This is a genomic window from Mycobacterium sp. 20KCMC460 (assembly GCF_022179425.1).
Lineage (GTDB): Bacteria > Actinomycetota > Actinomycetes > Mycobacteriales > Mycobacteriaceae > Mycobacterium > Mycobacterium kiyosense.
Window position 1 is genome coordinate 4,294,028 of record NZ_AP025524.1, and the last position, 21,330, is coordinate 4,315,357.

The following is a 21,330-nucleotide window of genomic DNA, read 5'->3' on the forward strand; positions in this document are numbered from 1 at the left end:
TACGACACTAGACTCGCGCGATCTGGTTCGACACCCCTAGACGCAGCCCAATTCCAACCCGTGCGTCAATTTAACCGCTCGGTCCGCAGGGATACACCCGCGCTTGGGAAACGCGCCAGCAGCGCATCGCCCATCGCGGCCGCGGGGGTCAGCACGCCGTGCAGGTCGGAGAGCTTGTCGCGGTCTTTAGCCAGCGCGAGCCCGCACTCGCCCAGCAGAACCGAGGTCGCCTGGTAGCCGGGGTCGCCGCGCTGCTCCATCCGCGCCACATAACGCGCACCGGTGCTGGTCGTGGTGTAGGTGTCGATCTTGTAGTAACCGCGCTGCCGACTCTCGGCGCTGGGCCCGGTGCCCGGCTTCGGGACCACCCGTTCCACCAGTCGCGGCGGCAGCAGCCGGAAGTAGCGGCTGCCCAGACCCATCATCACATTGCCCAGTCCGGTCACCACCGCCGAGGCCAACGGCGCCACCGGCGAGGATCCCACGCTCATGGTCTCGCTGTAGCGGAACCGTCGCCCGTACGCCCAATCCAGCAATGCGTTGCTACGCCGCACAATTCGAGTGTTGTAGGGCGCCATCAAGAAACCCGCCGTCCATACACCGTCCAGTTCCGGAGCGATGTGACGACCCCGGCGCAGCGGCAGGTCGGGCTGCGAACCCAGCTCGGGTTCCGCGCTGCGGTCGGTGCTCAGGGTGTAGGGGTCGGTCATCTGGCGGCGCGCTTCGGGATCCTCTGATGCGGTACGCAGCACCTCCAGCACGGACGCGATGGTGCCCCCAGAGGCGCCGCCTCGCATCGAGCGCACCACCAGGTTGGTGTCGTCCAGCTCACCGGTGCCGTCGCGCTGGGCGGCACGATACAGCGCGAACACGGAGAGGTCGGACGGGATCGAGTCGAAGCCGCAGGCATGCACGATGCGGGCACCGGTGTCGGCGGCCTGCTTGTGGTAGAGGTCGATGCTCTCGCGGACGAACATCGCCTCGCCGGTCAAGTCGGCATAGTCGGTGCCCGCCGCAGCACACGCGGCCACCAGCGGCGGCCCGTAGCGGGTGTACGGCCCGACGGTGGTGATGACGACCCGGGTGCGGGCTGCCATCTCCTCGAGGGTGGCCGGTCTCGTGGCGTCCGCGCACACCAGCGGCCAGGACTGGGCGGGCTCCCCCAAATTCTCGCGCACCGCTTTGAGCTTGTCGCTGGACCTGCCGGCCAACGCGATGCGCGCGTCGCCGCCGGCCCGGGCAAGGTATTCAGCGGTCAGCTTCCCCACGAAGCTCGTTGCGCCGTAGAGGATGATGTCGAATTCGCGTGGTGTTTCAGTCACCCGCCCGACGCTACTCGCGGGGTGCCGCGGTTCTGAGCGTGGCCCGGACCGACGAACGGACGCAAAAGCACCCGACACGCCGAAGCGTGCGGGTGCTTTTGCGTCTGTCGCTACTCAGGTCAGCCGCGGCGGCCGCAGACCGGCCATGCGCCGATCCCCTGCGAATGCAGCACGTTCTCGGCCACCCGGATCTGCTCCTCGCGGCTGGCGCCGGCCGGAGAGCCCGCGCCGCCGTTGGCATGCCAGGTGCTGGAGGTGAACTGCAGGCCACCGGCGTAGCCGTTGCCGGTACTGATCCCCCAGTTACCACCGGACTCGCACTGCGCGATCGCGTCCCAGTTCACGCTGTAGGCCCGGACCGGGGCGGGCGCGGGGACCTCGCCGACCGGCGGCGCGTCCGGAGCCGGCTGGCTCGGGTCGAACCCGGCGTTCTCCGGGGCCGGTGGCGCGTCCGGGGCGGGCGGCGCGTCGGGCGCAGGGGGCGCGTCGGGCGCCGGCAGAGCGTCCGGGGCAGGCGGCGCGTCCGGAGCCGGCTGGCTCGGGTCGAAGCCCGCGTTCTCCGTGGCCGCCGGCGCGTCGGGCGCCGGGGCGCCGGGGTCGAAACCCGGGGCGACGTTGGGGTCGACGCCGGGGACATCCGCATGAGCGATGCCGGCGGTCGGCACGGTCACGAGTGTTCCGGTAATCGCGGCGACGATGAGCGTCTTGCGGACGTTCTTCAAGGATTGTTCCTTTCGTTGCGCGCGCGCCGAAGCCAGCCCACAGCTGTGGGTTGGGTTGTGCTTGGTGCGTCAACAGGACGCTGATCGCTTCGAGGTGTGCCGTCTCTTTTCGGCACAACAGCGGAGGGCTAGATCTACCGGGGTGGCTGGACGCCATCACCCGCGGGGCGACCCCAAATTTTCGGGCGCCATCCCAGCTCCGCTCACACGCGTATCCGTGGATTCAGTTTTGGTTTATTACGACCCGCTTTCGGGCTACAGGGACCGTACGATAACGATTTGGATTCGTCATCTCGGCCGCAAAGAAGTGTCGGTTCGATAACGGGCGGATCACAGCGCGGCCAACCGATGGTTCCCGCAGGTCAGATACTCGTTTCGGCGTAAAGACGATCCGTTGTCGCAGAACCCGTTTGGTGAGCCGAATCACGCATAAATTGTGAGCTGCACCACCGAATTTCGTTATCCGACACACGATCAAATCAACGGCCGCAGGTTAGTCGAAGTGACCTGCCCCACAAAGAACTTCGTCAAATGTCGTCGGTACCTATTGCAATCCTGCGGTGGATCACACGAGTCCCATTGGCACCTCGGGACATTCGAAAAGCCGTAACACCCGGCAATGCACGAAACCCCGAAAACCCTTACCAAACCTAGTATTTAGCCATAGATCAAGTGAATGTTGTTGTGAGAAAAAATTTTTCAAACGGTAGCCCGATGGCTGACCAACGGTGGGCTACCCCAAAACGCCTGTCGCAGTTGACGTTTGGCGTCAGCGACCCGAGCGCGCCGGTGCGAGCAAGTCATCCTCGGTGTTGACGTTGGTCAACACTCCTGAGGAGGCCAGCACGATCTGCTGGGAATCCGACGCGTCGATCAGGTCACGCATACTGCGCTTCCCGGCAGCGACCAGCTCCTCGATCCGGTCAGCCAGATCCGTGCGGTACACCGCGGCCAGGTAGTGGCTGCGGCCGTCCCACGGCATCACCACCTCGGCGCCGGTCTCGACCGCCAAGCGCATCAGATCGTCGATCAAATCGGGTGTGAGAGAAGGCATGTCGACGGCAGCGACAAACGCCAGCTGAGCCCCCGCCGCGGCAGCGGCCCGTAGCCCACGCCCGGCCGCCGGCAGCGGCCCCAGCCCCCGCACCTCGTCACGCAGAATCGCAGCCGACAACGCCGGCAGCGGTTGCCCCGGCGCAGCCATCACGTAGACCGGCGAACAACGCTGGCTCACCACGCCCACGACGTGCTCGACCAGCGTGCCCGTCCCGCCCGGCACGGGCAGGGTGGCCTTGTCTCGACCCATGCGTCGGGATTCACCGCCGGCGAGCACGATACCGGCCAGTGCGCCGGTCTGGGCAGTGTCCTCAGGCACCTGCGTACTCACCTCAGTCCACGGTCCAGGTGTCGCGTCCCCGCAGCAACGACTGCAGCGCTGCCTGGTCGGACGCGCTGGCCTCCTGCGCGGCCCGGACCTGGGAGCGAGCCGCGTCGTCGTAGGTGGGCCGACTAACGTCCCGGAAAATGCCCATCACCATGTGATCGAGGTTCTGATCCGACAGTCGCGACAACGCGAACGCGTAGGCCGAGTCGTCGTCGTACGCGTCGTGCACGACGATCTCGTCGGCCGACACGTCCGCCGTCTTGGCCACGTCGAGGCCGAATCCCGACTTCACCACGCAGTATTCGCCGTCGGCGCCGAAGACGATCGGTTCGCCGTGGCTCACCTTGATCAATCGCTCTTCGGAGCCCTCCTTGCGCAGTGCGTCGAAGGAACCGTCGTTGAAGATCGGGCAGTCCTGCATGATCTCGACCAGCGCCGCGCCACGGTGCTGGGCCGCGGCGCGCAGCACCTCGGTCAATCCGGCACGGTCGGAGTCCAGCGCGCGGCCGACGAACGTCGCCTCGGCGCCCAAAGCCAGCGAGACCGGGTTGAAGGGGTGGTCCAGCGAACCCATCGGAGTCGACTTGGTGATCTTGCCGACTTCCGAGGTAGGCGAATACTGCCCCTTGGTCAGGCCGTAGATCCGGTTGTTGAACAACAAAATGGTGATGTTCACGTTGCGGCGCAGCGCGTGGATCAGGTGGTTACCGCCGATCGACAGGGCGTCGCCGTCGCCGGTGACCACCCACACCGACAGATCTTCCCGGGCCAGTGCCAACCCGGTGGCGATGGCCGGCGCCCGGCCGTGGATCGAGTGGAAGCCGTAGGTCTCCAGGTAGTAGGGGAACCGGCTCGAACACCCGATGCCGCTGATGAACACGATGTTCTCGCGACGCAGCCCCAGTTCCGGCAGGAAGTTGCGGATGGTGTTGAGGATGACGTAGTCGCCGCAACCCGGGCACCAGCGCACCTCCTGGTCGCTGGTGAAGTCCTTGCCCTTCTGCGGCTGGTCCGTGACGGGCACGCCATCGTGCTTGGCCGGCCGATGGTGGGGTGCCGCCTCGGTCAGACCGAGATCAGTGCCGGCCAAATTGCTCATCACGTTTGTCACGAGCGCCGCTCCTCCTTATTGCTTCGCTCCGAACGAGTCATGCGTCCGCACCCGCTCCGACCGTGGCCGCCGACAAGCGGGCGACCATCGCCTTGTCCTGTTCGATCTCGGCCAGCGTCCCGCCCAGCGCGGCACGGATGATCCGGCCCACCTCGTCGGCCAGGAACGACAGACCATGCACCTTGCTGACCGACTGCACGTCGACCAGATATTTCGCCCGCAACAGCATCGCCAACTGACCCAGGTTCATCTCCGGACACACCACCTGCGGGTAGCGCCTCAGCACCGAACCGAGGTTGGCCGGGAACGGGTTGAGGTAGCGCAGGTGGGCGTGGGCGACCTTGATGCCCTTGCGCCGCGCGCGTCGGCAGGCTTCCCCGATCGGCCCGTAGGAACTGCCCCAGCCGATCAACAGCAACTCGGCATCGTTGGTGGGGTCGTCGACCTCGAGATCCGGAACGCTGATGCCGTCGATCTTCGCTTGGCGGATACGGACCATCAGATCGTGGTTGACCGGCTCGTAGGAGATGGCACCCGAGCCGTTGGCGGCCTCCAGACCACCGATGCGGTGTTCCAAACCGGGTGTCCCGGGGACGGCGAACTGCCGGGCCAGGGTCTCCGGGTCGCGGGCATACGGTTGGAACGGCTCGCCCGGCTTGGCGAACTTATGGATGATCGGCGGGAGCGAGCTGATGTCCGGAATGCGCCACGGCTCCGAGCCGTTGGCGATCGCTCCGTCGGACAGCACGATCACCGGAGTGTGGTAGGACACCGCGATCCGCACCGCCTCGATGGCGGTCTCGAAGCAGTCCGACGGCGACCGGGGAGCCACCACCGCGACCGGCGACTCGCCGTTGCGCCCGAACAGCGCCTGCAGCAGGTCGGCCTGCTCGGTCTTGGTGGGCAGACCCGTCGACGGGCCGCCGCGCTGAACGTCGATGACGATCAACGGCAGCTCGGTCATCACGGCCAGGCCCATGGCTTCCGACTTGAGCGAGACGCCGGGGCCCGACGTGCTGGTGACACCCAGCGCGCCGCCGTAGGACGCGCCGATGGCCGAGCAGATGCCGCCGATCTCGTCCTCGGCCTGGAAGGTGATCACGTTGAAGTTCTTGTGCTTGGACAGCTCGTGCAGGATGTCCGACGCCGGGGTGATCGGGTAGCTGCCGAGCATGACCTGCTTGTCGGCCAATCGGCCGGCGGTGACGATGCCGTACGCCATCGCGGTGTTGCCTGAGATCTGGCGGTACTCGCCGGCCGGTAGGGAAGCCTTGGACACCTCATAGGTGGTGCCGAAAGCTTCGGTGGTTTCGCCGTAGTTCCACCCCGCTTTGAGCGCCAACACGTTGGCCTCGGCGACGTCGGGTTTGCGGACGAACTTTTCCCGGATGAAGTTCTCACTGGTCTGGATCGGCCGCCCGTACATCCACGACAGCAGGCCCAGCGCGAACATGTTCTTGGCGCGCTGGCCATCCTTCTTCGTCGCGCCGATCGCCTCGACTGCGCCCAGGGTGAGCGTCGTCATGGGGACGGCATGGACGACGTATTCCTCGAGTTCGTCGCTCTCCAGCGGATTGGTGATGTAACCGACCTTCGTCAAGTTGCGTTTGGTGAATTCGTCGGAATTCGCGATCACCATTCCGCCGCGCGGCAGGTCGCCGAGATTGGCTTTCAGTGCCGCCGGGTTCATCGCCACCAGCACGTCGGGCCGGTCACCGGCGGTCAGGATGTCGTAGTCGGCGATCTGGATCTGGAAGGACGAGACGCCGGGTAGGGTCCCCGCGGGTGCGCGGATCTCGGCCGGGTAGTTCGGCTGGGTAGCCAGGTCATTGCCGAAAAGTGCAGCCTCCGAGGTGAATCGGTCGCCGGTGAGCTGCATGCCGTCGCCGGAGTCTCCGGCGAACCGGATAACGACGTTCTCCAGCCGTTGCCTGCTGGATCCGTTATGAGACTCAGTCCCGGCACCGTTGCCGTTCGGATTCACGTCTCCGCCTTCCATTAGCCACCGGATATGCACTCCGCGGCAGCTTGTAGATTACGCGCGCCGAAGTGCCTTACCGCCATCACGTTTTTGGTGTCACTGCAAGTACCAATTATGACACTTCTCTAAGGATTGCTGGTCAACTCCACGTCGCCGTTACCGGCGAGTATGCGGGCAAAAGCACATGTCAGGGTGGCGGCGGCGGGCAGCACAGACAAAACTGTGGTTTTCGTCACTTTCGGTGGAATTTTGCACCGAATTTGCGGTCCGTCGGATCAAGCGGCGGCCGCGTCAGCGGGCGCGCGGGCGAGCTGCGGTGCCTGGCCCTGTCGCCAACGCGCAGGTCTAGATCGCGGCGAGCGCGCACAAATGCACGGTCGCAGCACCGTTTTGCCGCGCCTTCGTGGACCTTCGCGCAACGCGTTTCTACCTGCCGGCGCGCACACGGCGCCGCAGCTCGCAGGCTAGGCGGACTTGTCGCGTCGCTCGCTACGCGACTGCTTGCGCGGCACGATCGTCGGGAGCACGTTGTCCTGCACGGTTTCCTTCGTGACCACCACCTTGGCGACGTCGTCCCGGCTCGGGATGTCGTACATCACCGGCAGCAGCACTTCTTCCATGATCGCGCGCAGCCCGCGGGCGCCGGTGCCACGGTGGATCGCCTGGTCGGCGATCGCCTCGAGCGCGTCGTCGGTGAACTCCAGCTCCACGTTGTCCATCTCGAACAAACGGGTGTACTGCTTGACCAACGCGTTCTTGGGTTCGGACAGGATCTTGACCAACGACTCCTTGTCCAGGTTGGTGACCGAGGCGACCACCGGAAGCCGGCCGATGAACTCCGGGATCAGGCCGAACTTGATCAAGTCCTCGGGCATCACTTCGGCGAAGTGGTCGGTGGTGTCGATCTCGGCCTTGGAGCGCACCTCGGCGCCGAAGCCCAGCCCGCGCTTGCCGACCCGCTCGTAAATGATCTTTTCCAGACCCGCGAACGCGCCCGCAACGATGAACAGCACGTTGGTGGTGTCGATCTGGATGAACTCCTGGTGCGGATGCTTGCGACCGCCCTGCGGCGGAACCGACGCCTGGGTGCCTTCCAGGATCTTCAGCAGCGCCTGCTGAACGCCCTCGCCCGAGACGTCGCGGGTGATCGACGGGTTCTCGCTCTTGCGGGCGATCTTGTCCACCTCGTCGATGTAGATGATGCCGGTCTCGGCGCGCTTGACGTCGTAGTCCGCGGCCTGGATGAGTTTGAGCAGGATGTTCTCGACGTCTTCACCGACGTACCCGGCCTCGGTCAGCGCGGTGGCGTCGGCGATGGCGAACGGAACGTTGAGCATCTTGGCCAGCGTCTGGGCCAGGTAGGTTTTGCCACAGCCGGTGGGCCCCAACATCAGGATGTTGGACTTGGTCAGCTCGACCGGTTCGTAGCGCGAGTCGCGGCCCTTCTCGCCGGCCTGGATGCGCTTGTAGTGGTTGTAGACGGCCACCGCCAAGGTCCGCTTGGCCGTGTCCTGCCCGATGACGTAACCCTCCAGGAAGTCCCGGATCTCGATGGGCTTGGGCAGCTCGTCCAGCTTCACATCGTCGGCGTCGGCGAGTTCTTCTTCGATGATCTCGTTGCACAGGTCGATGCATTCATCGCAGATGTACACCCCGGGACCCGCGATGAGTTTCTTGACCTGCTTTTGACTCTTCCCGCAGAACGAGCACTTCAGCAAGTCACCGCCGTCTCCGATGCGCGCCATGATGCTTCAGGGCCTACTTCCTGTTATCGCCGTATCGTCTTGCCTGCCGCGTGTATCCCACGACGCTACCCGTTAGCTCCGGCCCCTCGCGACCGTTAACGCCGAATAGCTTCCTTGGTATTCGCTGTAATCACTTGGTCGGTACTTCTACCGCGTGCAGAAAGAACATATCGCCAGACCACGTCGGTCACTTGTCGGGACGCGCAATACGTGTCTCTGGCGTGTCGCGGTCGTGATGCCATCGAGGCTAGCGGACGCTGCGTGTCTAGCGGCCAAGTCGACCGGCAGGAGGCGGACCGGCCGCCGTCGGCGGCTGACATCCGTCGTCGGATCGACCGAGACTGTTCAGTGCTCGCCACGCTCATCGATGTTACGGAGTCGACTGCACCTTCTCAGCGCCCGCCGAAATCTCAGGCGTTCTGGGCGGACAGCTTCCGGTATTCGAGAACGGTGTCGATGATCCCGTACTCCTTGGCGTCCTCGGCGGTCAGGATCTTGTCCCGGTCGGTGTCCTTGCGGATCACCTCGGGGTCCTTATTGGTATGGCGGGCCAGCGTGGTCTCCATCAGGGTCCGCATCCGCTCGATCTCGGCGGCCTGGATCTCCAGGTCGGAGAACTGTCCCTGGATCACACCCGACAGCGACGGCTGGTGGATCAGCACCCGCGCGTTGGGCAGCGCCATCCGCTTACCCGGAGTTCCGGCGGCCAGCAGCACCGCGGCCGCGGACGCGGCCTGACCCAGGCACACGGTCTGGATGTCGGCACGCACGTACTGCATGGTGTCGTAGATCGCCATCAGCGAAGTGAAACCACCGCCCGGCGAGTTGATGTACATGGTGATGTCGCGGTCGGGATCCAGCGACTCGAGCACCAACAGCTGCGCCATGATGTCGTTGGCCGAAGCGTCGTCCACCTGGACGCCGAGGAAGATGATGCGTTCCTCGAACAGCTTGTTGTACGGGTTGGACTCTTTGACACCGAAGCTGGAGTGCTCGATGAACGACGGCAGGATGTAGCGCGCCTGAGGCTGGATCTGAGGGTTCACTGGGCTTCTCCGTTGGTGATGTGGGCGGCGCGGGTGATGATGTGGTCGACGAACCCGTATTCCAGGGCCTCCGGTGCGGTGAACCAGCGGTCGCGGTCCGAATCCGCCTCGATGCGCTCGATCGACTGCCCGGTGAATTCCGCGTTGAGGCGGAACATTTCCTTCTTGATGACCGCGAACTGCTCGGCCTGAATGGCGATGTCGGCAGCGCTACCTGTCACGCCACCAAGCGGCTGGTGCATCAGGATGCGGGCGTGCGGCAGCGCGTAACGCTTGCCCTTGGTGCCCGCGGCGAGCAGGAACTCACCCATCGACGCTGCCATGCCCATCGCGTAGGTGGCGATGTCGCACGGAGCCAGCACCATGGTGTCGTAGATCGCCATTCCGGCGCTGATCGATCCGCCCGGTGAGTTGATGTAGAGGTTGATGTCTTTGTCGGCGTCCTCGGCGGCGAGCAGCAGGATCTGTGCGCACAACCGGTTGGCGACCTCATCGTTCACCTCCGAACCCAAGAAGATGATGCGCTCGGAGAGCAAGCGCTCATAGACGGAGTCCGTGAGGTTCAGACCCATCGAGTTGGAACGCATATCAGACGCTTTGCTCACAGCGGGGACACCTGCTTTCTTCGCGTTGCTTGTTTCACCGACACTAACCAACCAGACCCGTCCTTTGACCACCTGAGACGGGCGCGTTCGCTCACAGCGTCATGCGGTGGGTGCGTCGGCTTCGTCATCGGCCACGTCGTCGGCCGCGTCGTCGGCATCCTCGTCCGAGTCGACGACGCTGTCATGGTCATGGTCATGGTCATGGTCATGGTCGTGCTCGTGGTCATGGTCGTGCTCGTGGTCCGTGTGGCGCCTGCCGAACAACTCGCCGGTGTCGATCGCGTTGCCGTCGCTGTCGGTGACCGTCGCCTTCTCCACCACCGCCGCAACCGCCAGGCCCCGCCGCACGTCGGCGAACATGGCGGCCAGCTGATTGTTCTCCTGCAGATAGGCGAACAGCTGCTGCGGCTCGATGCCGTACTGCCGCGACGTCAACACCAGCCGTTCGGTCAGGTCCTCCTGACCCACCTGCACGTCGAGTTCGTCGGCGATGGCGTCGAGCAGCAATTGCCGCTTGACGTTCTTCTCCGCGGCGGCGCGGGTCTCGGCGTCGAACTCCGACCGCGAACTGCCTTGCTGTTCGAGCAGTTCGTTGAACTTGCTCTCGTCGTTGTTCAAGCCGCCCATCGCCGCCTGCAGGGTCTCTTCGATCTGCGACCGCACCACGGCGTCCGGCACCGGCACCTCGACCTGCTCGAGCAGGGCGTCGAGCGCGGCATTGCGGATCTGATCGGCCTGCTTGGCCTTCTTGACGTTGCGCACCTGCTCGCGCAGGCTGGTGCGGAGCTCCTCGATGGTGTCGAACTCGCTGGCGAGCTGGGCGAATTCGTCGTCGGGATCGGGCAGTTCGCGTTCTTTGATCGACTTGACCGTGACGGTGACCTCAGCATCCTTGCCGGCGTGCTCACCGCTCGCCAGCTGCGCCGTGAAAACCTTCGACTCGTCCACGGCCAGACCGACCAGCGCGTCGTCCAGACCGGCGATCAGCCGACCGGAGCCGACCTCATGGGACAGCCCCTCGGCGGCGGCGTTGGGCACCTCTTCGCCGTCAACGGTGGCCGACAGGTCGATCGAGACGAAGTCGCCGGTTTGCACGGGCCGGTCCACCCCGGTCAGGGTGCCGAACCGGGCGCGCAGGGACTCCAGTTCGGCGTCGACCTCTTCGTCGGTGACCTCGATCGGGTCGACGGAGACCGTCAACGCGTCCAGGTCGGGAATCTCCAGCTTGGGACGAACGTCGACCTCGGCGAAGAACTGCAGTTCCTCGCCGTACTCCTTCTTGGTCACCTGGATGTTGGGGCGACCGATCGGCTGCACGTCGGACTCGGTGAGCGCCTGACCGTAACGGCTGGGTACGGCATCCTCGACGACCTGGTCGAGCAGCGCTTCACGGCCGAAGCGCGCCTCGAGCAACCGCGCCGGGGCCTTGCCGGGCCGGAAACCGGGCAGCCTGACCTGCTTGGCCAGCTCCTTGTAGGCCCGCTGGAAGTCGGGTTCGAGTTCGGTGAACGGCACCTCCACGTTGATGCGAACCCGGGTGGGGCTCAACTGCTTGACGGTGCTTTTCACGGCATGCTCCTCGATGTGTAGTTCCGGCGCGCGGCGGTGCGCTTGTCGGGCGGGTCGGGGTGACAGGATTTGAACCTGCGGCCTTCCGCTCCCAAAGCGGATGCGCTACCAAGCTGCGCTACACCCCGCGGTGACCTCGCGATCCTACGGCCCGGCCACACCGGACCCGCATCGACCTCCAGGCTGTCCGCAACCTCACAGAGCGGTCACGCATCAGCGTCGATTAGATTTGATCTGCAGCACCACGTACAGTCTCGCTCGACTAATACATGCGGGCGTAGCTCAATGGTAGAGCCCTAGTCTTCCAAACTAGCTACGCGGGTTCGATTCCCGTCGCCCGCTCTGGGCGACCATTTGCTCGACAGAGAGGCGCCATGAGCGACGTTCAAAGCGTCAGCATCCAGGGCTCATGCGCGCCGCGATTCGCCGGTGTGCGTGACGCGTTCGAGCGCAATTTCACGCTGCGCCACGAGGTCGGCGCCGCGGTCGCAGTCTGGGTCGACGGCGATCTCGTCGTCAACCTGTGGGGTGGCTCAGCCGACGCCGCCGGCACCCGGCCCTGGCGGGAAGACACCCTGACCACGGTGCTCTCCGGCACCAAAGGGCTGTCCTCCACCTGTGTGCACCAGCTCGCCGACCGCGGCGAGCTGGACCTGCATGCCCCGGTCGCCCGCTACTGGCCCGAGTTCGGCCAGGCGGGCAAAGCAGACATCACGCTGGCCATGGTGATGAGCCACCGCTCCGGCGTCATCGGCCCGCGTACCCGGCTGACCACCGAGCAACTGCTGGACTGGGATTTCGTCTGCGAGCAGCTGGCCGTCGCCGAACCGTGGTGGGAACCCGGCACCGCACAGGGCTACCACATGACCACGTTCGGCTTCATTGTCGGCGAAGTGTTTCGTCGCATCACCGGCCGCACCATCGGCCAGTATCTGCGCACCGAGATCGCCGAGCCGATCGGCGCCGAAGTTCACATCGGCCTCTCACCCGCCGAACAGCGACGCTGCGCCGAGCGGGTGAATAAGCCGACCGGTCGCCAGCTGCTGGCCGAACTGCAGGCACCGGGTTACCCGACCAGCCTTGACGAGCATCCCAAGGCGGGCATGGCGATCTCGATGGGTTTCCTCGCCGACGACGACCTGGACACCGAGAATCTGCAGCTGTGGCGTCAGCTCGAGTTCCCCGGTACCAACGGCCAGGTGTCCGCGCTGGGAATGGCGACGTTCTACAACGCCCTGGCCCAGGAGAAGCTGCTCAGCCGCGAGCACATGGATCTGGTCCGCGAGTGCCAGGGCGGCTTCGAACCCGATCTGGTGCTGGGTCCCCGGGTGGCCGATCACGGCTGGGGCCTGGGCTACATGCTCAATCAGCGCTGCATCAATGGCCCCAACCCGAAGATGTTCGGGCATGGCGGGCTGGGTGGTTCGTTCGCGTTCGTCGACCTGGAACATCGGATCGGCTATGGGTACGTGTCCAACCGGTTCGACGCCAGCAAAGCCAACGCCGACCCGCGCAGCGTCGCCCTGAGCAACGAGGTGTACCGCGCGCTCGGGGTCATTCCGGGCGACGACTGAAAACGCACCCTGCCGGACGATGCCGACAGGGTGCGCCTGGTTGATCGGACGCTGCTAGCGGGGACCACCTGGCCCGCCAGGCCCACCTGGTCCGCCCGGTCCGGGACCGCCAGGTCCGCCGGGACCACCCGGGCCACCGGGCCCGCCGGGTCCGCCGGGGCCGTCCGGGCCGTGGAATTCGCCGGGCCCGCCGGGTCCCCCGGGCCCTCCCGGGTGGTCGAAGCGCGCGTTGTCATGGCAGTGCCATGCGTCCCAGTTGTCGCCCCAACCGGGGTCCCAGAAGTCACCCGGGCACCATTGCGGGAACGATGTCGGCGCCGCCGCGGCGTCTGCCGCGGTGCCAAGACCGGCGACCCCCAAGCCGATGGCGAGCGCGAAACCTGTTGCAACCAAGCGTGATGATGAAGTTTTCATAATCTTTAGACCTACTAGGCAAACCTGTAGCCAACCTGAAGCGCGCGGGCCAATTTTCTGCCAGTTCCCTGTCAACCACGGCGACCTGAGGTTTCGTCTAAAGCTTGATCGAATCCGTCACACACCTTGTGATCGATGTCATGTCTGGCAGGTCGGGCACCAGAACAGATTTCGGCCGTCCAACACCGCGGTACGCACGGTGTCGCCGCACACCCGGCACGGATCGCCGGCGCGGCGGTAGACGTAGGTACGGGGTCGTCCAGGGCCGTACGAGGGGGCGCCGTGGTCGTGTTCGGGGCGCACCACGATGATCTTGCCGCGGCGCAGGCCCACCTTCATCAGAGCGACCAGGTCGGTCCATGCGGCGCCGAATTCCTGCTCGGAGATCTGCTGGCCGGGCCGGTACGGGTCGATGCGGTGCCGGAACAACAACTCATTGCGGTAGACGTTGCCCACCCCGGCGATCACGCTCTGGTCCATCAGCAGCGCACCGATCGGCCTGCGCGACTTGCTGATTCGCTGCCACGGCCAGGCCGGGTCGGCATCGGCGCGCAGTGGGTCGGGACCCAGCCGGGCCACCACGTCGTCAACCTGGCTGATGTCGAGGAGTTCGCAGACCGTGGGACCACGCAAGTCCGTGCCGTATGCCGCGCCGATCATCCGCATCCGCACCTGACCTACCGGTTCCGGAACCGTCCCGTCGGCTGGTCGCTCCCACTCGGTGAAGGTGCCGTAGAGGCCGAGGTGGACGTGCACCACCGGTCCGCCGGCGTAGTGGTGGAAAAGGTGTTTACCCCAGGCGCTGGCGCGGCGCAGCACCTTTCCGTTGACAACTGCGGCCGCGTCGTCGAAGCGGCCCTGAGGGCTCGACACCGCCACCGGAGCACCGGCGAAGCGACGCTGGTGCAGCCGGGCCAGCCGGTGCAGGGTATGCCCTTCGGGCACGCCGTCTCAGTCCCCCGCCCCGGGTACCGGCGGTGCCTGGTGGGTGCGCTCGTACTCGGCCAGGATGTCGATACGGCGTTGGTGGCGTTGGGCTTTCGACCACGGTGTGGACACGAATGCGTCGACGATGGCCAGCGCCTCGTCGGCGGTGTGCATGCGTCCGCCGATACCGATCAGCTGGGCGTTGTTGTGTTCGCGAGCCAGGGCCGCCGTCTCGACGCTCCACGCAAGTGCGCACCGGGCCCCGGGAACCTTGTTGGCGGCAATCTGTTCACCGTTGCCGGAGCCGCCCAGCACGATGCCCAGGCTGCCCGGGTCGGCCACCGTGCGGGTCGCCGCGGCGATGCAGAACGCCGGGTAGTCGTCCTCGGCGTCGTAGCTGAAGGCCCCGCAGTCGACCGGCTCGTGGCCGGTCTGCTTCAGATGCTCGATGATCTGCTGCTTGAGCTCGAAACCGGCATGGTCGGACCCCAGGTAGACGCGCATGCCCGACATTGTGCACCACGCCTCGCCCGCCACTCGGCGAGAGTGAGATCCGCGACGGATCGCCCGCGTGTCGTGTCGCGTCGTGTCGTACACACTCGGCGCGACGTTCGACTCTCAGTCGAACTGCGGCGGCTCGGTGCGAGTTCGCTTGAGCTCGAAGAAGTGTGGATACGCCGCAAAGGTCACCGAGGCATCCCACAGCTTGCCGGCCTCTTCGCCGCGCGGGATCCGGGACAGCACCGGACCGAAGAACGCCACGCCGTTGACGTGGATGGTCGGGGTGCCGACGTCGTCGCCGACGGCGTCCATGCCGGCGTGATGGCTCTTGCGCAGCGCTTCGTCGTAGGTGTCGCTGGTGGCCGCCCCGGCCAGGTCGGCGGGCAGGCCGGCATCGGCCAACGCCAGCTTGATCACCTCGGGCAGATCCTTGTTGCCCTCATTGTGGATTCGGGTGCCCATCGCGGTGTAGAGCGGGTCCAGCACCTTGGCGCCGTGGGCCTGCTCGGCGGCGATCGCCACCCGCACCGGCCCCCACGCCTTGGCCATCATCTCCCGGTACTGCTCGGGCAGACCTTCCCGGTTCTCGTTGAGCACCGCAAGGCTCATCACGTGGAAGTTCACCTCGATATCGCGGACCTTCTCGACCTCGAGAATCCAGCGCGAGGTGATCCAGCACCACGGGCACAGCGGGTCGAACCAGAAATCTGCGACGTCTTTACCAGCCATGCTGCGACCCTCTCCTCGGTGCTCAGAATCATCCGCTCACAGACAACCGTAGCCGCGGTGCAACTGTTCCCCGTCGCGGTCAGCCGGGCAGCCCCGGATCGCCGTCGTGGCCGGAGCCACCCCCGGCGCCGCCGTTGCCGCCGTTGCCCCACAGCAACCCGCCGTCACCACCGGCCTGACCGGGTGCACCGTTGGTGCCGTTGCCGACCAGTGGGCGTCCCAGCAGGGCTTGGGCGGGCGCGTTGACCGCGTTCAGTGCCTGCTGCATCGGGGACGCGTTGGCCGCCTCCGCGGTCGCGTAAGAGCTGCCGGCGCCCTGCAGCGCACGGACGAACTGGGCGTGGAAGTCGGCGGCTTGCGCGCTGAGGGCCCGATACGCCTGACCGTGCGCCGCGAAGATCTCGGCGATCGCCGTCGACACCTCGTCCGCCCCGGCGGCCAGCAGCGTGGTGGTCGATGCCGCCGCGGCGGCGCTGGCCGCGCCCACGCTTTCTCTCAGAACGGCCAGTTCCGAAGCGGCCGTCACCACCAACTCCGGCGCCACAATCAAGCGGACATCGCGCGTAACCTCCTGCCGCACATGCGAGTTCGGAGGATGCGCCGACCCGCCCTGAAGTACGAGTCATACCTGCCGAGGTAGAGGCCCGCGCTGTTTCGGGTTTTTTTCATCCTTTTGGGGGAGGGACGTGCTCAACCGCGCTGCGACGCCAGCCGATATGTTGGAGCCCGTGGCTCTCCCCAACCTCACCCGCGACCAGGCAATCGAACGCGCGGCGCTGGTCACCGTGCACAGTTACCAGATCGCCCTCGACCTCACCGACGGCTCCGGCGCGCCGGGCTCCGGAACATTCCACTCCGTCACCACCGTGGTGTTCGACGCGCTCGCCGGAGCCGACACCGTCCTCGACATCGCCGCCGGCACTGTGCGCAGCGCCACCCTCAACGGCCAGCCCATCGACGTCTCCGGTTACGACGAATCAACCGGGATCCCGCTGCGCGGGCTCGCCGACCGCAACGTCGTCGTGGTCGACGCGGACTGCCGCTACTCGAACACCGGTGAGGGCCTGCACCGCTTTGTCGACCCGGTCGACGACGAGGTCTACCTGTACTCGCAATTCGAAACCGCCGATGCCAAGCGGATGTTCGCCTGTTTCGACCAGCCCGACCTCAAGGCCACTTTCGACATCCAGGTGACCGCGCCCGCACACTGGCAGGTCGTATCCAACGGCGCGACCGCCGAGGTCGCAGTCGCCGGCCAGGCCAAAGTGCACACGTTCGCGACCACCCCGCGGATGAGCACCTATCTGGTGGCGCTGATCGCCGGCCCGTATGCGGTGTGGAACGACACCTACCGCGACGAGCACGGCGAGATCCCGCTGGGCATCTACTGCCGGGCGTCGCTGGCGCCGTTCATGGACGCCGACCGGTTGTTCACCGAGACCAAGCAGGGCTTCGGTTTCTACCACGCCAACTTCGGCTCGCCCTACGCTTTCGGCAAGTACGACCAGCTGTTCGTTCCCGAATTCAATGCCGGCGCAATGGAAAACGCGGGCGCGGTGACGTTCCTGGAAGACTACGTCTTCCGCAGCAAGGTCACCCGGGCCTCCTACGAGCGGCGCGCCGAGACGGTTCTGCACGAGATGGCGCACATGTGGTTCGGCGACCTGGTCACCATGACGTGGTGGGATGATCTGTGGCTCAACGAATCCTTCGCCACCTTTGCGTCGGTGCTGTGCCAGGCCGAGTCGACCGAGTACACCCAGGCGTGGACAACCTTTGCGACAGTGGAGAAGTCGTGGGCGTACCGCCAGGACCAGATGCCCTCCACACACCCGATCGCCGCGGACATCCCCGACCTGCACGCGGTCGAGGTCAACTTCGACGGAATCACCTACGCCAAGGGCGCCTCGGTGCTCAAGCAGCTGGTCGCCTATGTGGGGCTGGAGCATTTCCTGGCCGGGTTGCGGGACTATTTCGCTGCCCACGCATTCGGCAACGCCACCTTCAGCGATCTGCTCGGCGCGCTGGAGAAGGCCTCGGGACGAGACCTGTCGAACTGGGGGCAGCAGTGGCTGAAAACGACCGGGCTCAACACGTTACGCCCGGACTTCGACATCGACGGTGACGGCAACTTCACCCGGTTCGCGGTGACGCAGAGCGGGGCGGCGCCCGGCGCGGGTGAGACCCGGGTGCACCGGATCGCGATCGGCATCTACGACGACGATCCGGCGTCGGGCAAATTGGTGCGGGTGCATCGCGAGGAAATCGACGTCGACGGTTCCAGCACGGAAGTGCCTGCGCTGGTAGGTGTTTCGCGGGGCAAGCTGGTTCTGGTCAACGACGACGACCTGACCTACTGCTCGCTACGGCTGGACCCGGAGTCGCTGCAGACCGCGCTGAAGCGCATCGCCGACATCGCCGAGCCGCTGCCCCGGTCGCTGGCCTGGTCGGCCGCCTGGGAGATGACGCGGGAGGCCGAGCTGCGGGCCCGCGACTTCGTGGCACTGGTGTCCGGAGGCGTTCAGGCCGAGACCGAGGTGACGGTGTTGCAGCGGTTGCTGCTGCAGGCGCAGACGGCGGTCGGTTCGTATGCCGAACCGGGGTGGGCACGCGAGCAGGGCGGGCCGCAGCTGGCCGACCGGCTGCTGGAGTTGGCGCGCGGCGCCGAACCCGGATCCGACCACCAGCTCGCCTTCGTCAACGCGCTGTGTTCGTCGGTGCTCTCACCGCGGCACGTGGAGGTGTTGAGCGCGTTGCTCGACGGTGACCCCGCCGAGCAGGGGCTGGCCGGCCTGGACGTCGACGCCGATCTGCGTTGGCGGGTGGTGATCGCGCTGGCCGCTGCCGGCGCGATCGACGCCGAGGGCCCGGACACGCCACGCATCGACGCCGAGGTCAACAAAGACCCCACTGCCGCGGGCAAGCGGCACGGCGCTCAGGCGGCGGCGGCGCGCCCCCAGCTCGAGGTCAAGGAGGCCGCGTTCACCTCAGTGGTCGAGGACGACACGCTGGCCAATGCCCTCAGCCGGGCCATCATCGCGGGTATCGGCGCGCCGGGGCAGGGTGAGCTGCTCAAACCGTTCACCGCACGCTACTTCAAAGCGATTCCGGGGGTGTGGGCGCGGCGGTCCAGCGAGGTCGCGCAGTCGGTGGTGATCGGCCTGTACCCGTACTGGGACATCAGCGAGGAGGCCATCGCTACCGCCGACGAGTTCCTGAGCGATCCCGACGTGCCGCCGGCGTTGCGCCGACTGGTGCTCGAGGGCCAAGCCGGGGTGAAGCGGTCGCTGCGGGCGCGCAAGTTCGACGCCGAGGACCCGAACTGACCGGACGGCCGGCCTACAGATAGCCGCCGTCGTGCAGGCCGGCGTCCTGCTCGAGTCGATTGGTCTTGCGAAAGATCAACTCGCGCACCAACTCCCAGCCATAGGCTCGCAGCATGCCGGAATAGCCGAGCGCGGCCCACTGAGCACTGTGTCGTTCCTCGTGATGCAACAGGCGGTCCAGATCCAGGCCGCCGACCACGACCTCGCCGTCGGGTTCGGCGCGCCAGATCCGCCGCGACGCGATGATGTCGCGCAGCACTCGGGCGGGCTCGACTCCGGCGGTGGTGTTGACCATGAAGATGTCTCCCCAGGTGGTCCCGCCGCGTTGGCTGTACAGCCGCTGGACCCAGCTGCCGCCCGCACCCATCAGGATGCCGTTCGGGGTGGTCGCCAGCCGGCCGCCGTTTCGGTCGACGAATCGGACGTCGCGGCCGTAACTCCAGCCGTTGGCGCGCTGCCGGTCCATGATGCGCCGCACCTCGGCCACCGAGTACGGCGTCGCGGCGAAGTCGTGGACGACGCCGCGACCCGCCGCGCCATAGTCGGTGCCCGCGTTGAGGATGTAGGTCAGCAACACCGCCCGGCGCGCGTCGTCCCCGCTGATACCCGGCGGGAGCAGAAAGAACGACTTACCGCGCGGGTCGTTGACCTCTTCGTAGTCGCCGAGCAGGTGCAGTTCATCCCCGTCGATGCCCGAGCTCCGGGCGATCTCGAGAATCGTTTCGGGGGTTACTGCGCGGCGCGCGGCATTCGCCAGCCATGTCGCGGGGTAGCCGGTGCGGCGCGGGCCGGTGAGCAGGCCCGCCTCGCGCAGCGCCCGCTCGTGGTGGTGACCCGGCAACTGCGGGCGGCTAGGCCGGCGAGATCCCCGAGCTGAGTACCCGGATGGCGCTGACCAGTCCGTCGATCAGGTTGCCCTGCTCGAACGCCGACGACGCGGCGGCCACCCCGAGCGGCGCCGCGGACTCGGCGCCGCGACCGCGCACCTCCGAGCCGTACACCACTTCGATGGCGCTCTGGTTCGGCGACACCGCCAGCAGCACCGCGTTGTTGGGGGTCGGCACCTTGGCCAGGATCTCCCGGGCCCGGGCCGCGGTGTCGCCGCCCAGGTCACCCAGGTAGACGGCGAACCGCGCCTTGGACGCGCGCGAGGCGTACTTCAGGGCGTCGTCGACGGCGACGAGGTCCTTGATCGGGAAGGGGTAGTGCGAGGAGAGCTCGCCCGGTTCGGTAACGCCGGAAACCCGTCCACTGCTGGTGATCACCGAGCCGCGGGGCAGGTCGGCGGGATCGATGGTCGCGACTTCACCATGTGCCACTTGCGCCACCTCCCACCGTGAACTCCGAGCCGTGCCCGCCGTGGTGACCGCCGACGTTCTCGTCGGTGGCCGCCCACAGGATCGACGGGTGGGTCCACTCTTGCGACAGATCGTAGGTCGCCGGGTGCGGGCTCTTGCGGCTCATGAACACCAGCAAGAGGAGACCGACCAGCAACAGTGGTATTCCGAGAAACATCCCGTGTAATGCCATCGTGTTCACGAGGCAAACCGTATCCCACGACCGCGCGAAGCGGTGCACTCAGGACGCAGGAATGTCAGGCCGCGCCCTCACCCAGATACCGCACCCAGGACGGGTCGAGCTCCTTGACCGTCGACAGCAGCCGCCAGTGCTGGCCGGTCGGCGGCAGCGGCGCACGCCGCAACGACCAGCCGAGTTCGGTGAGCAGCTTGTCGCCCTTGCGGTGGTTGCAGGTCGCGCAGCACGCGACACAGTTCTCCCAGGAATGTTCGCCGCCGCGACTGCGGGGCACCACGTGGTCGACGGTGTCGGCCTTCGCGCCGCAGTACGCGCAACAGAACCGGTCGCGGTGCATCAACGCCGCGCGGGTCATCGGGACCCGCGCCCGGTACGGCACCCGGACATAGGTGCGCAACTGGATCACCGAGGGCACCGCAATCGAATGGGTGGCCGAGTGGATGACCGGACCGGCCGGGTCGTGGTGCACGACGTCAGCTTTTCCGCAGATCAGCATCACGATGGCGCGTCGCATCGGCAGTGCGGTCAACGGCTCGTAGGTGGAGTTCAGCAGCAGCACCCGGCGGCGGTTCCAGATCGAGGCGCTGTCGGTGCGGTTGGGGGGATGGGTTTCAGCGACACTGTGCAGGCATGGGGCGGTTGCTGGCCCGGTTCCTTTTGCCGCGACACCCGTGCTGCGGTGGCCACGGCGTTTATTGCGCTGCGCCATAAATCCTCCGCGGACAGTCCACCACGATTTGCTGCCAATCGCACGCCATTTGTCTGAGCCGCGCCGTGTCGATCCGGTGAACAACGGGCGCTCTGGGCGCCGTGGGCCGACGGTGGCCCACAATGGTGG

Annotated in this window: 18 protein-coding genes, 2 tRNA genes and 1 pseudogene; 3 read left to right on the forward strand and 18 right to left on the reverse strand. The window is 66.4% G+C overall.

Translation table 11 applies throughout. The features are described 5' to 3' along the window. Window positions 1–65 precede the first annotated feature (65 nt). From MKCMC460_RS19805 to MKCMC460_RS19850, 10 genes are all read right to left on the reverse strand, one after another. Window positions 66–1,322: a trans-acting enoyl reductase family protein gene (locus tag MKCMC460_RS19805; RefSeq protein ID WP_238304724.1), complete on the reverse strand. Its 1,257-nt coding sequence runs from the start codon at window positions 1,320–1,322 to the stop codon at window positions 66–68. Between the two features lie 119 nt (window positions 1,323–1,441). Next, complete coding sequence (locus tag MKCMC460_RS19810) at window positions 1,442–2,044, reverse strand: transglycosylase family protein (protein ID WP_238304726.1); 603 nt, start codon at window positions 2,042–2,044, stop codon at window positions 1,442–1,444. A 769-nt stretch (window positions 2,045–2,813) separates the two neighbouring features. Continuing rightward, window positions 2,814–3,419 carry a molybdenum cofactor guanylyltransferase gene (gene mobA, locus MKCMC460_RS19815; protein ID WP_255731154.1) on the reverse strand — a complete coding sequence of 202 codons (606 nt, stop codon included), beginning with the start codon at window positions 3,417–3,419 and terminating at the stop codon, window positions 2,814–2,816. Window positions 3,420–3,432: 13 nt separating this feature from the next. After that, a complete protein-coding gene (locus tag MKCMC460_RS19820; protein WP_238306026.1) occupies window positions 3,433–4,527 on the reverse strand; it encodes a 2-oxoacid:ferredoxin oxidoreductase subunit beta in 1,095 nt (364 codons plus the stop codon). A gap of 49 nt (window positions 4,528–4,576) precedes the next feature. Then, complete coding sequence (locus MKCMC460_RS19825) at window positions 4,577–6,523, reverse strand: 2-oxoacid:acceptor oxidoreductase subunit alpha (protein ID WP_236982026.1); 1,947 nt, start codon at window positions 6,521–6,523, stop codon at window positions 4,577–4,579. 461 nt (window positions 6,524–6,984) lie between these two features. Continuing rightward, on the reverse strand, window positions 6,985–8,265 hold the full coding sequence (gene clpX, locus MKCMC460_RS19830) for an ATP-dependent Clp protease ATP-binding subunit ClpX (RefSeq protein WP_236982024.1): 1,281 nt from the start codon (window positions 8,263–8,265) through the stop codon (window positions 6,985–6,987). 410 nt (window positions 8,266–8,675) lie between these two features. Beyond that, window positions 8,676–9,311, reverse strand: coding sequence for an ATP-dependent CLP protease proteolytic subunit ClpP2 (gene clpP2 / locus MKCMC460_RS19835; protein WP_236982022.1), 636 nt, complete (start codon window positions 9,309–9,311; stop codon window positions 8,676–8,678). Continuing rightward, window positions 9,308–9,916 (reverse strand): ATP-dependent Clp protease proteolytic subunit, encoded by a 609-nt coding sequence (locus MKCMC460_RS19840; RefSeq protein ID WP_236982020.1) that lies wholly within the window; start codon window positions 9,914–9,916, stop codon window positions 9,308–9,310. The genes clpP2 and MKCMC460_RS19840 overlap by 4 nt, the downstream gene beginning before the upstream one ends. A gap of 99 nt (window positions 9,917–10,015) precedes the next feature. Continuing rightward, window positions 10,016–11,485 (reverse strand): trigger factor, encoded by a 1,470-nt coding sequence (gene tig / locus MKCMC460_RS19845; RefSeq protein WP_236982018.1) that lies wholly within the window; start codon window positions 11,483–11,485, stop codon window positions 10,016–10,018. Between the two features lie 54 nt (window positions 11,486–11,539). After that, window positions 11,540–11,613: transfer RNA gene (locus tag MKCMC460_RS19850), tRNA-Pro, on the reverse strand. A gap of 143 nt (window positions 11,614–11,756) precedes the next feature. Here MKCMC460_RS19850 and MKCMC460_RS19855 point away from each other — a divergent pair. Next, window positions 11,757–11,827: transfer RNA gene (locus tag MKCMC460_RS19855), tRNA-Gly, on the forward strand. A gap of 32 nt (window positions 11,828–11,859) precedes the next feature. Further along, complete coding sequence (locus MKCMC460_RS19860) at window positions 11,860–13,059, forward strand: serine hydrolase domain-containing protein (RefSeq protein ID WP_236982009.1); 1,200 nt, start codon at window positions 11,860–11,862, stop codon at window positions 13,057–13,059. Between the two features lie 552 nt (window positions 13,060–13,611). Here MKCMC460_RS19860 and MKCMC460_RS19870 read toward each other — a convergent pair. From MKCMC460_RS19870 to MKCMC460_RS19885, 4 genes and pseudogenes are all read right to left on the reverse strand, one after another. Beyond that, window positions 13,612–14,418, reverse strand: a complete 807-nt coding sequence (locus tag MKCMC460_RS19870; protein ID WP_236982005.1) for an Fpg/Nei family DNA glycosylase — start codon at window positions 14,416–14,418, stop codon at window positions 13,612–13,614. A 6-nt stretch (window positions 14,419–14,424) separates the two neighbouring features. Next, a complete protein-coding gene (locus tag MKCMC460_RS19875; protein WP_238304727.1) occupies window positions 14,425–14,904 on the reverse strand; it encodes a ribose-5-phosphate isomerase in 480 nt (159 codons plus the stop codon). 114 nt (window positions 14,905–15,018) lie between these two features. Next, complete coding sequence (locus MKCMC460_RS19880; protein WP_236982001.1) at window positions 15,019–15,630, reverse strand: Rv2466c family mycothiol-dependent reductase; 612 nt, start codon at window positions 15,628–15,630, stop codon at window positions 15,019–15,021. Between the two features lie 82 nt (window positions 15,631–15,712). Then, a pseudogene (locus tag MKCMC460_RS19885) lies at window positions 15,713–16,180 on the reverse strand (PE family protein); the annotation flags it as partial. Window positions 16,181–16,358: 178 nt separating this feature from the next. Here MKCMC460_RS19885 and pepN point away from each other — a divergent pair. Next, window positions 16,359–18,956: an aminopeptidase N gene (gene pepN, locus MKCMC460_RS19890; RefSeq protein WP_236981988.1), complete on the forward strand. Its 2,598-nt coding sequence runs from the start codon at window positions 16,359–16,361 to the stop codon at window positions 18,954–18,956. A gap of 13 nt (window positions 18,957–18,969) precedes the next feature. On the opposite strand, the gene MKCMC460_RS19895 is transcribed toward pepN, so the two are convergent. The 4 genes from MKCMC460_RS19895 to MKCMC460_RS19910 all read right to left on the reverse strand — a co-directional run bounded on the left by MKCMC460_RS19895 (window position 18,970) and on the right by MKCMC460_RS19910 (window position 21,201). Next, window positions 18,970–19,755, reverse strand: a complete 786-nt coding sequence (locus tag MKCMC460_RS19895) for a hypothetical protein (protein ID WP_309297856.1) — start codon at window positions 19,753–19,755, stop codon at window positions 18,970–18,972. A gap of 52 nt (window positions 19,756–19,807) precedes the next feature. Continuing rightward, on the reverse strand, window positions 19,808–20,275 hold the full coding sequence (locus MKCMC460_RS19900; RefSeq protein ID WP_236981984.1) for a DUF5130 domain-containing protein: 468 nt from the start codon (window positions 20,273–20,275) through the stop codon (window positions 19,808–19,810). After that, the gene (locus tag MKCMC460_RS19905) at window positions 20,262–20,486 is read right to left on the reverse strand and encodes a hypothetical protein (protein WP_236983963.1); all 225 of its coding nucleotides are present in this window, start codon (window positions 20,484–20,486) and stop codon (window positions 20,262–20,264) included. Before MKCMC460_RS19905 ends, MKCMC460_RS19900 begins: the two co-directional genes overlap by 14 nt. Before the next feature lie 64 nt (window positions 20,487–20,550). Continuing rightward, a complete protein-coding gene (locus MKCMC460_RS19910; RefSeq protein ID WP_238304728.1) occupies window positions 20,551–21,201 on the reverse strand; it encodes an HNH endonuclease in 651 nt (216 codons plus the stop codon). Window positions 21,202–21,330: the final 129 nt, after the last annotated feature.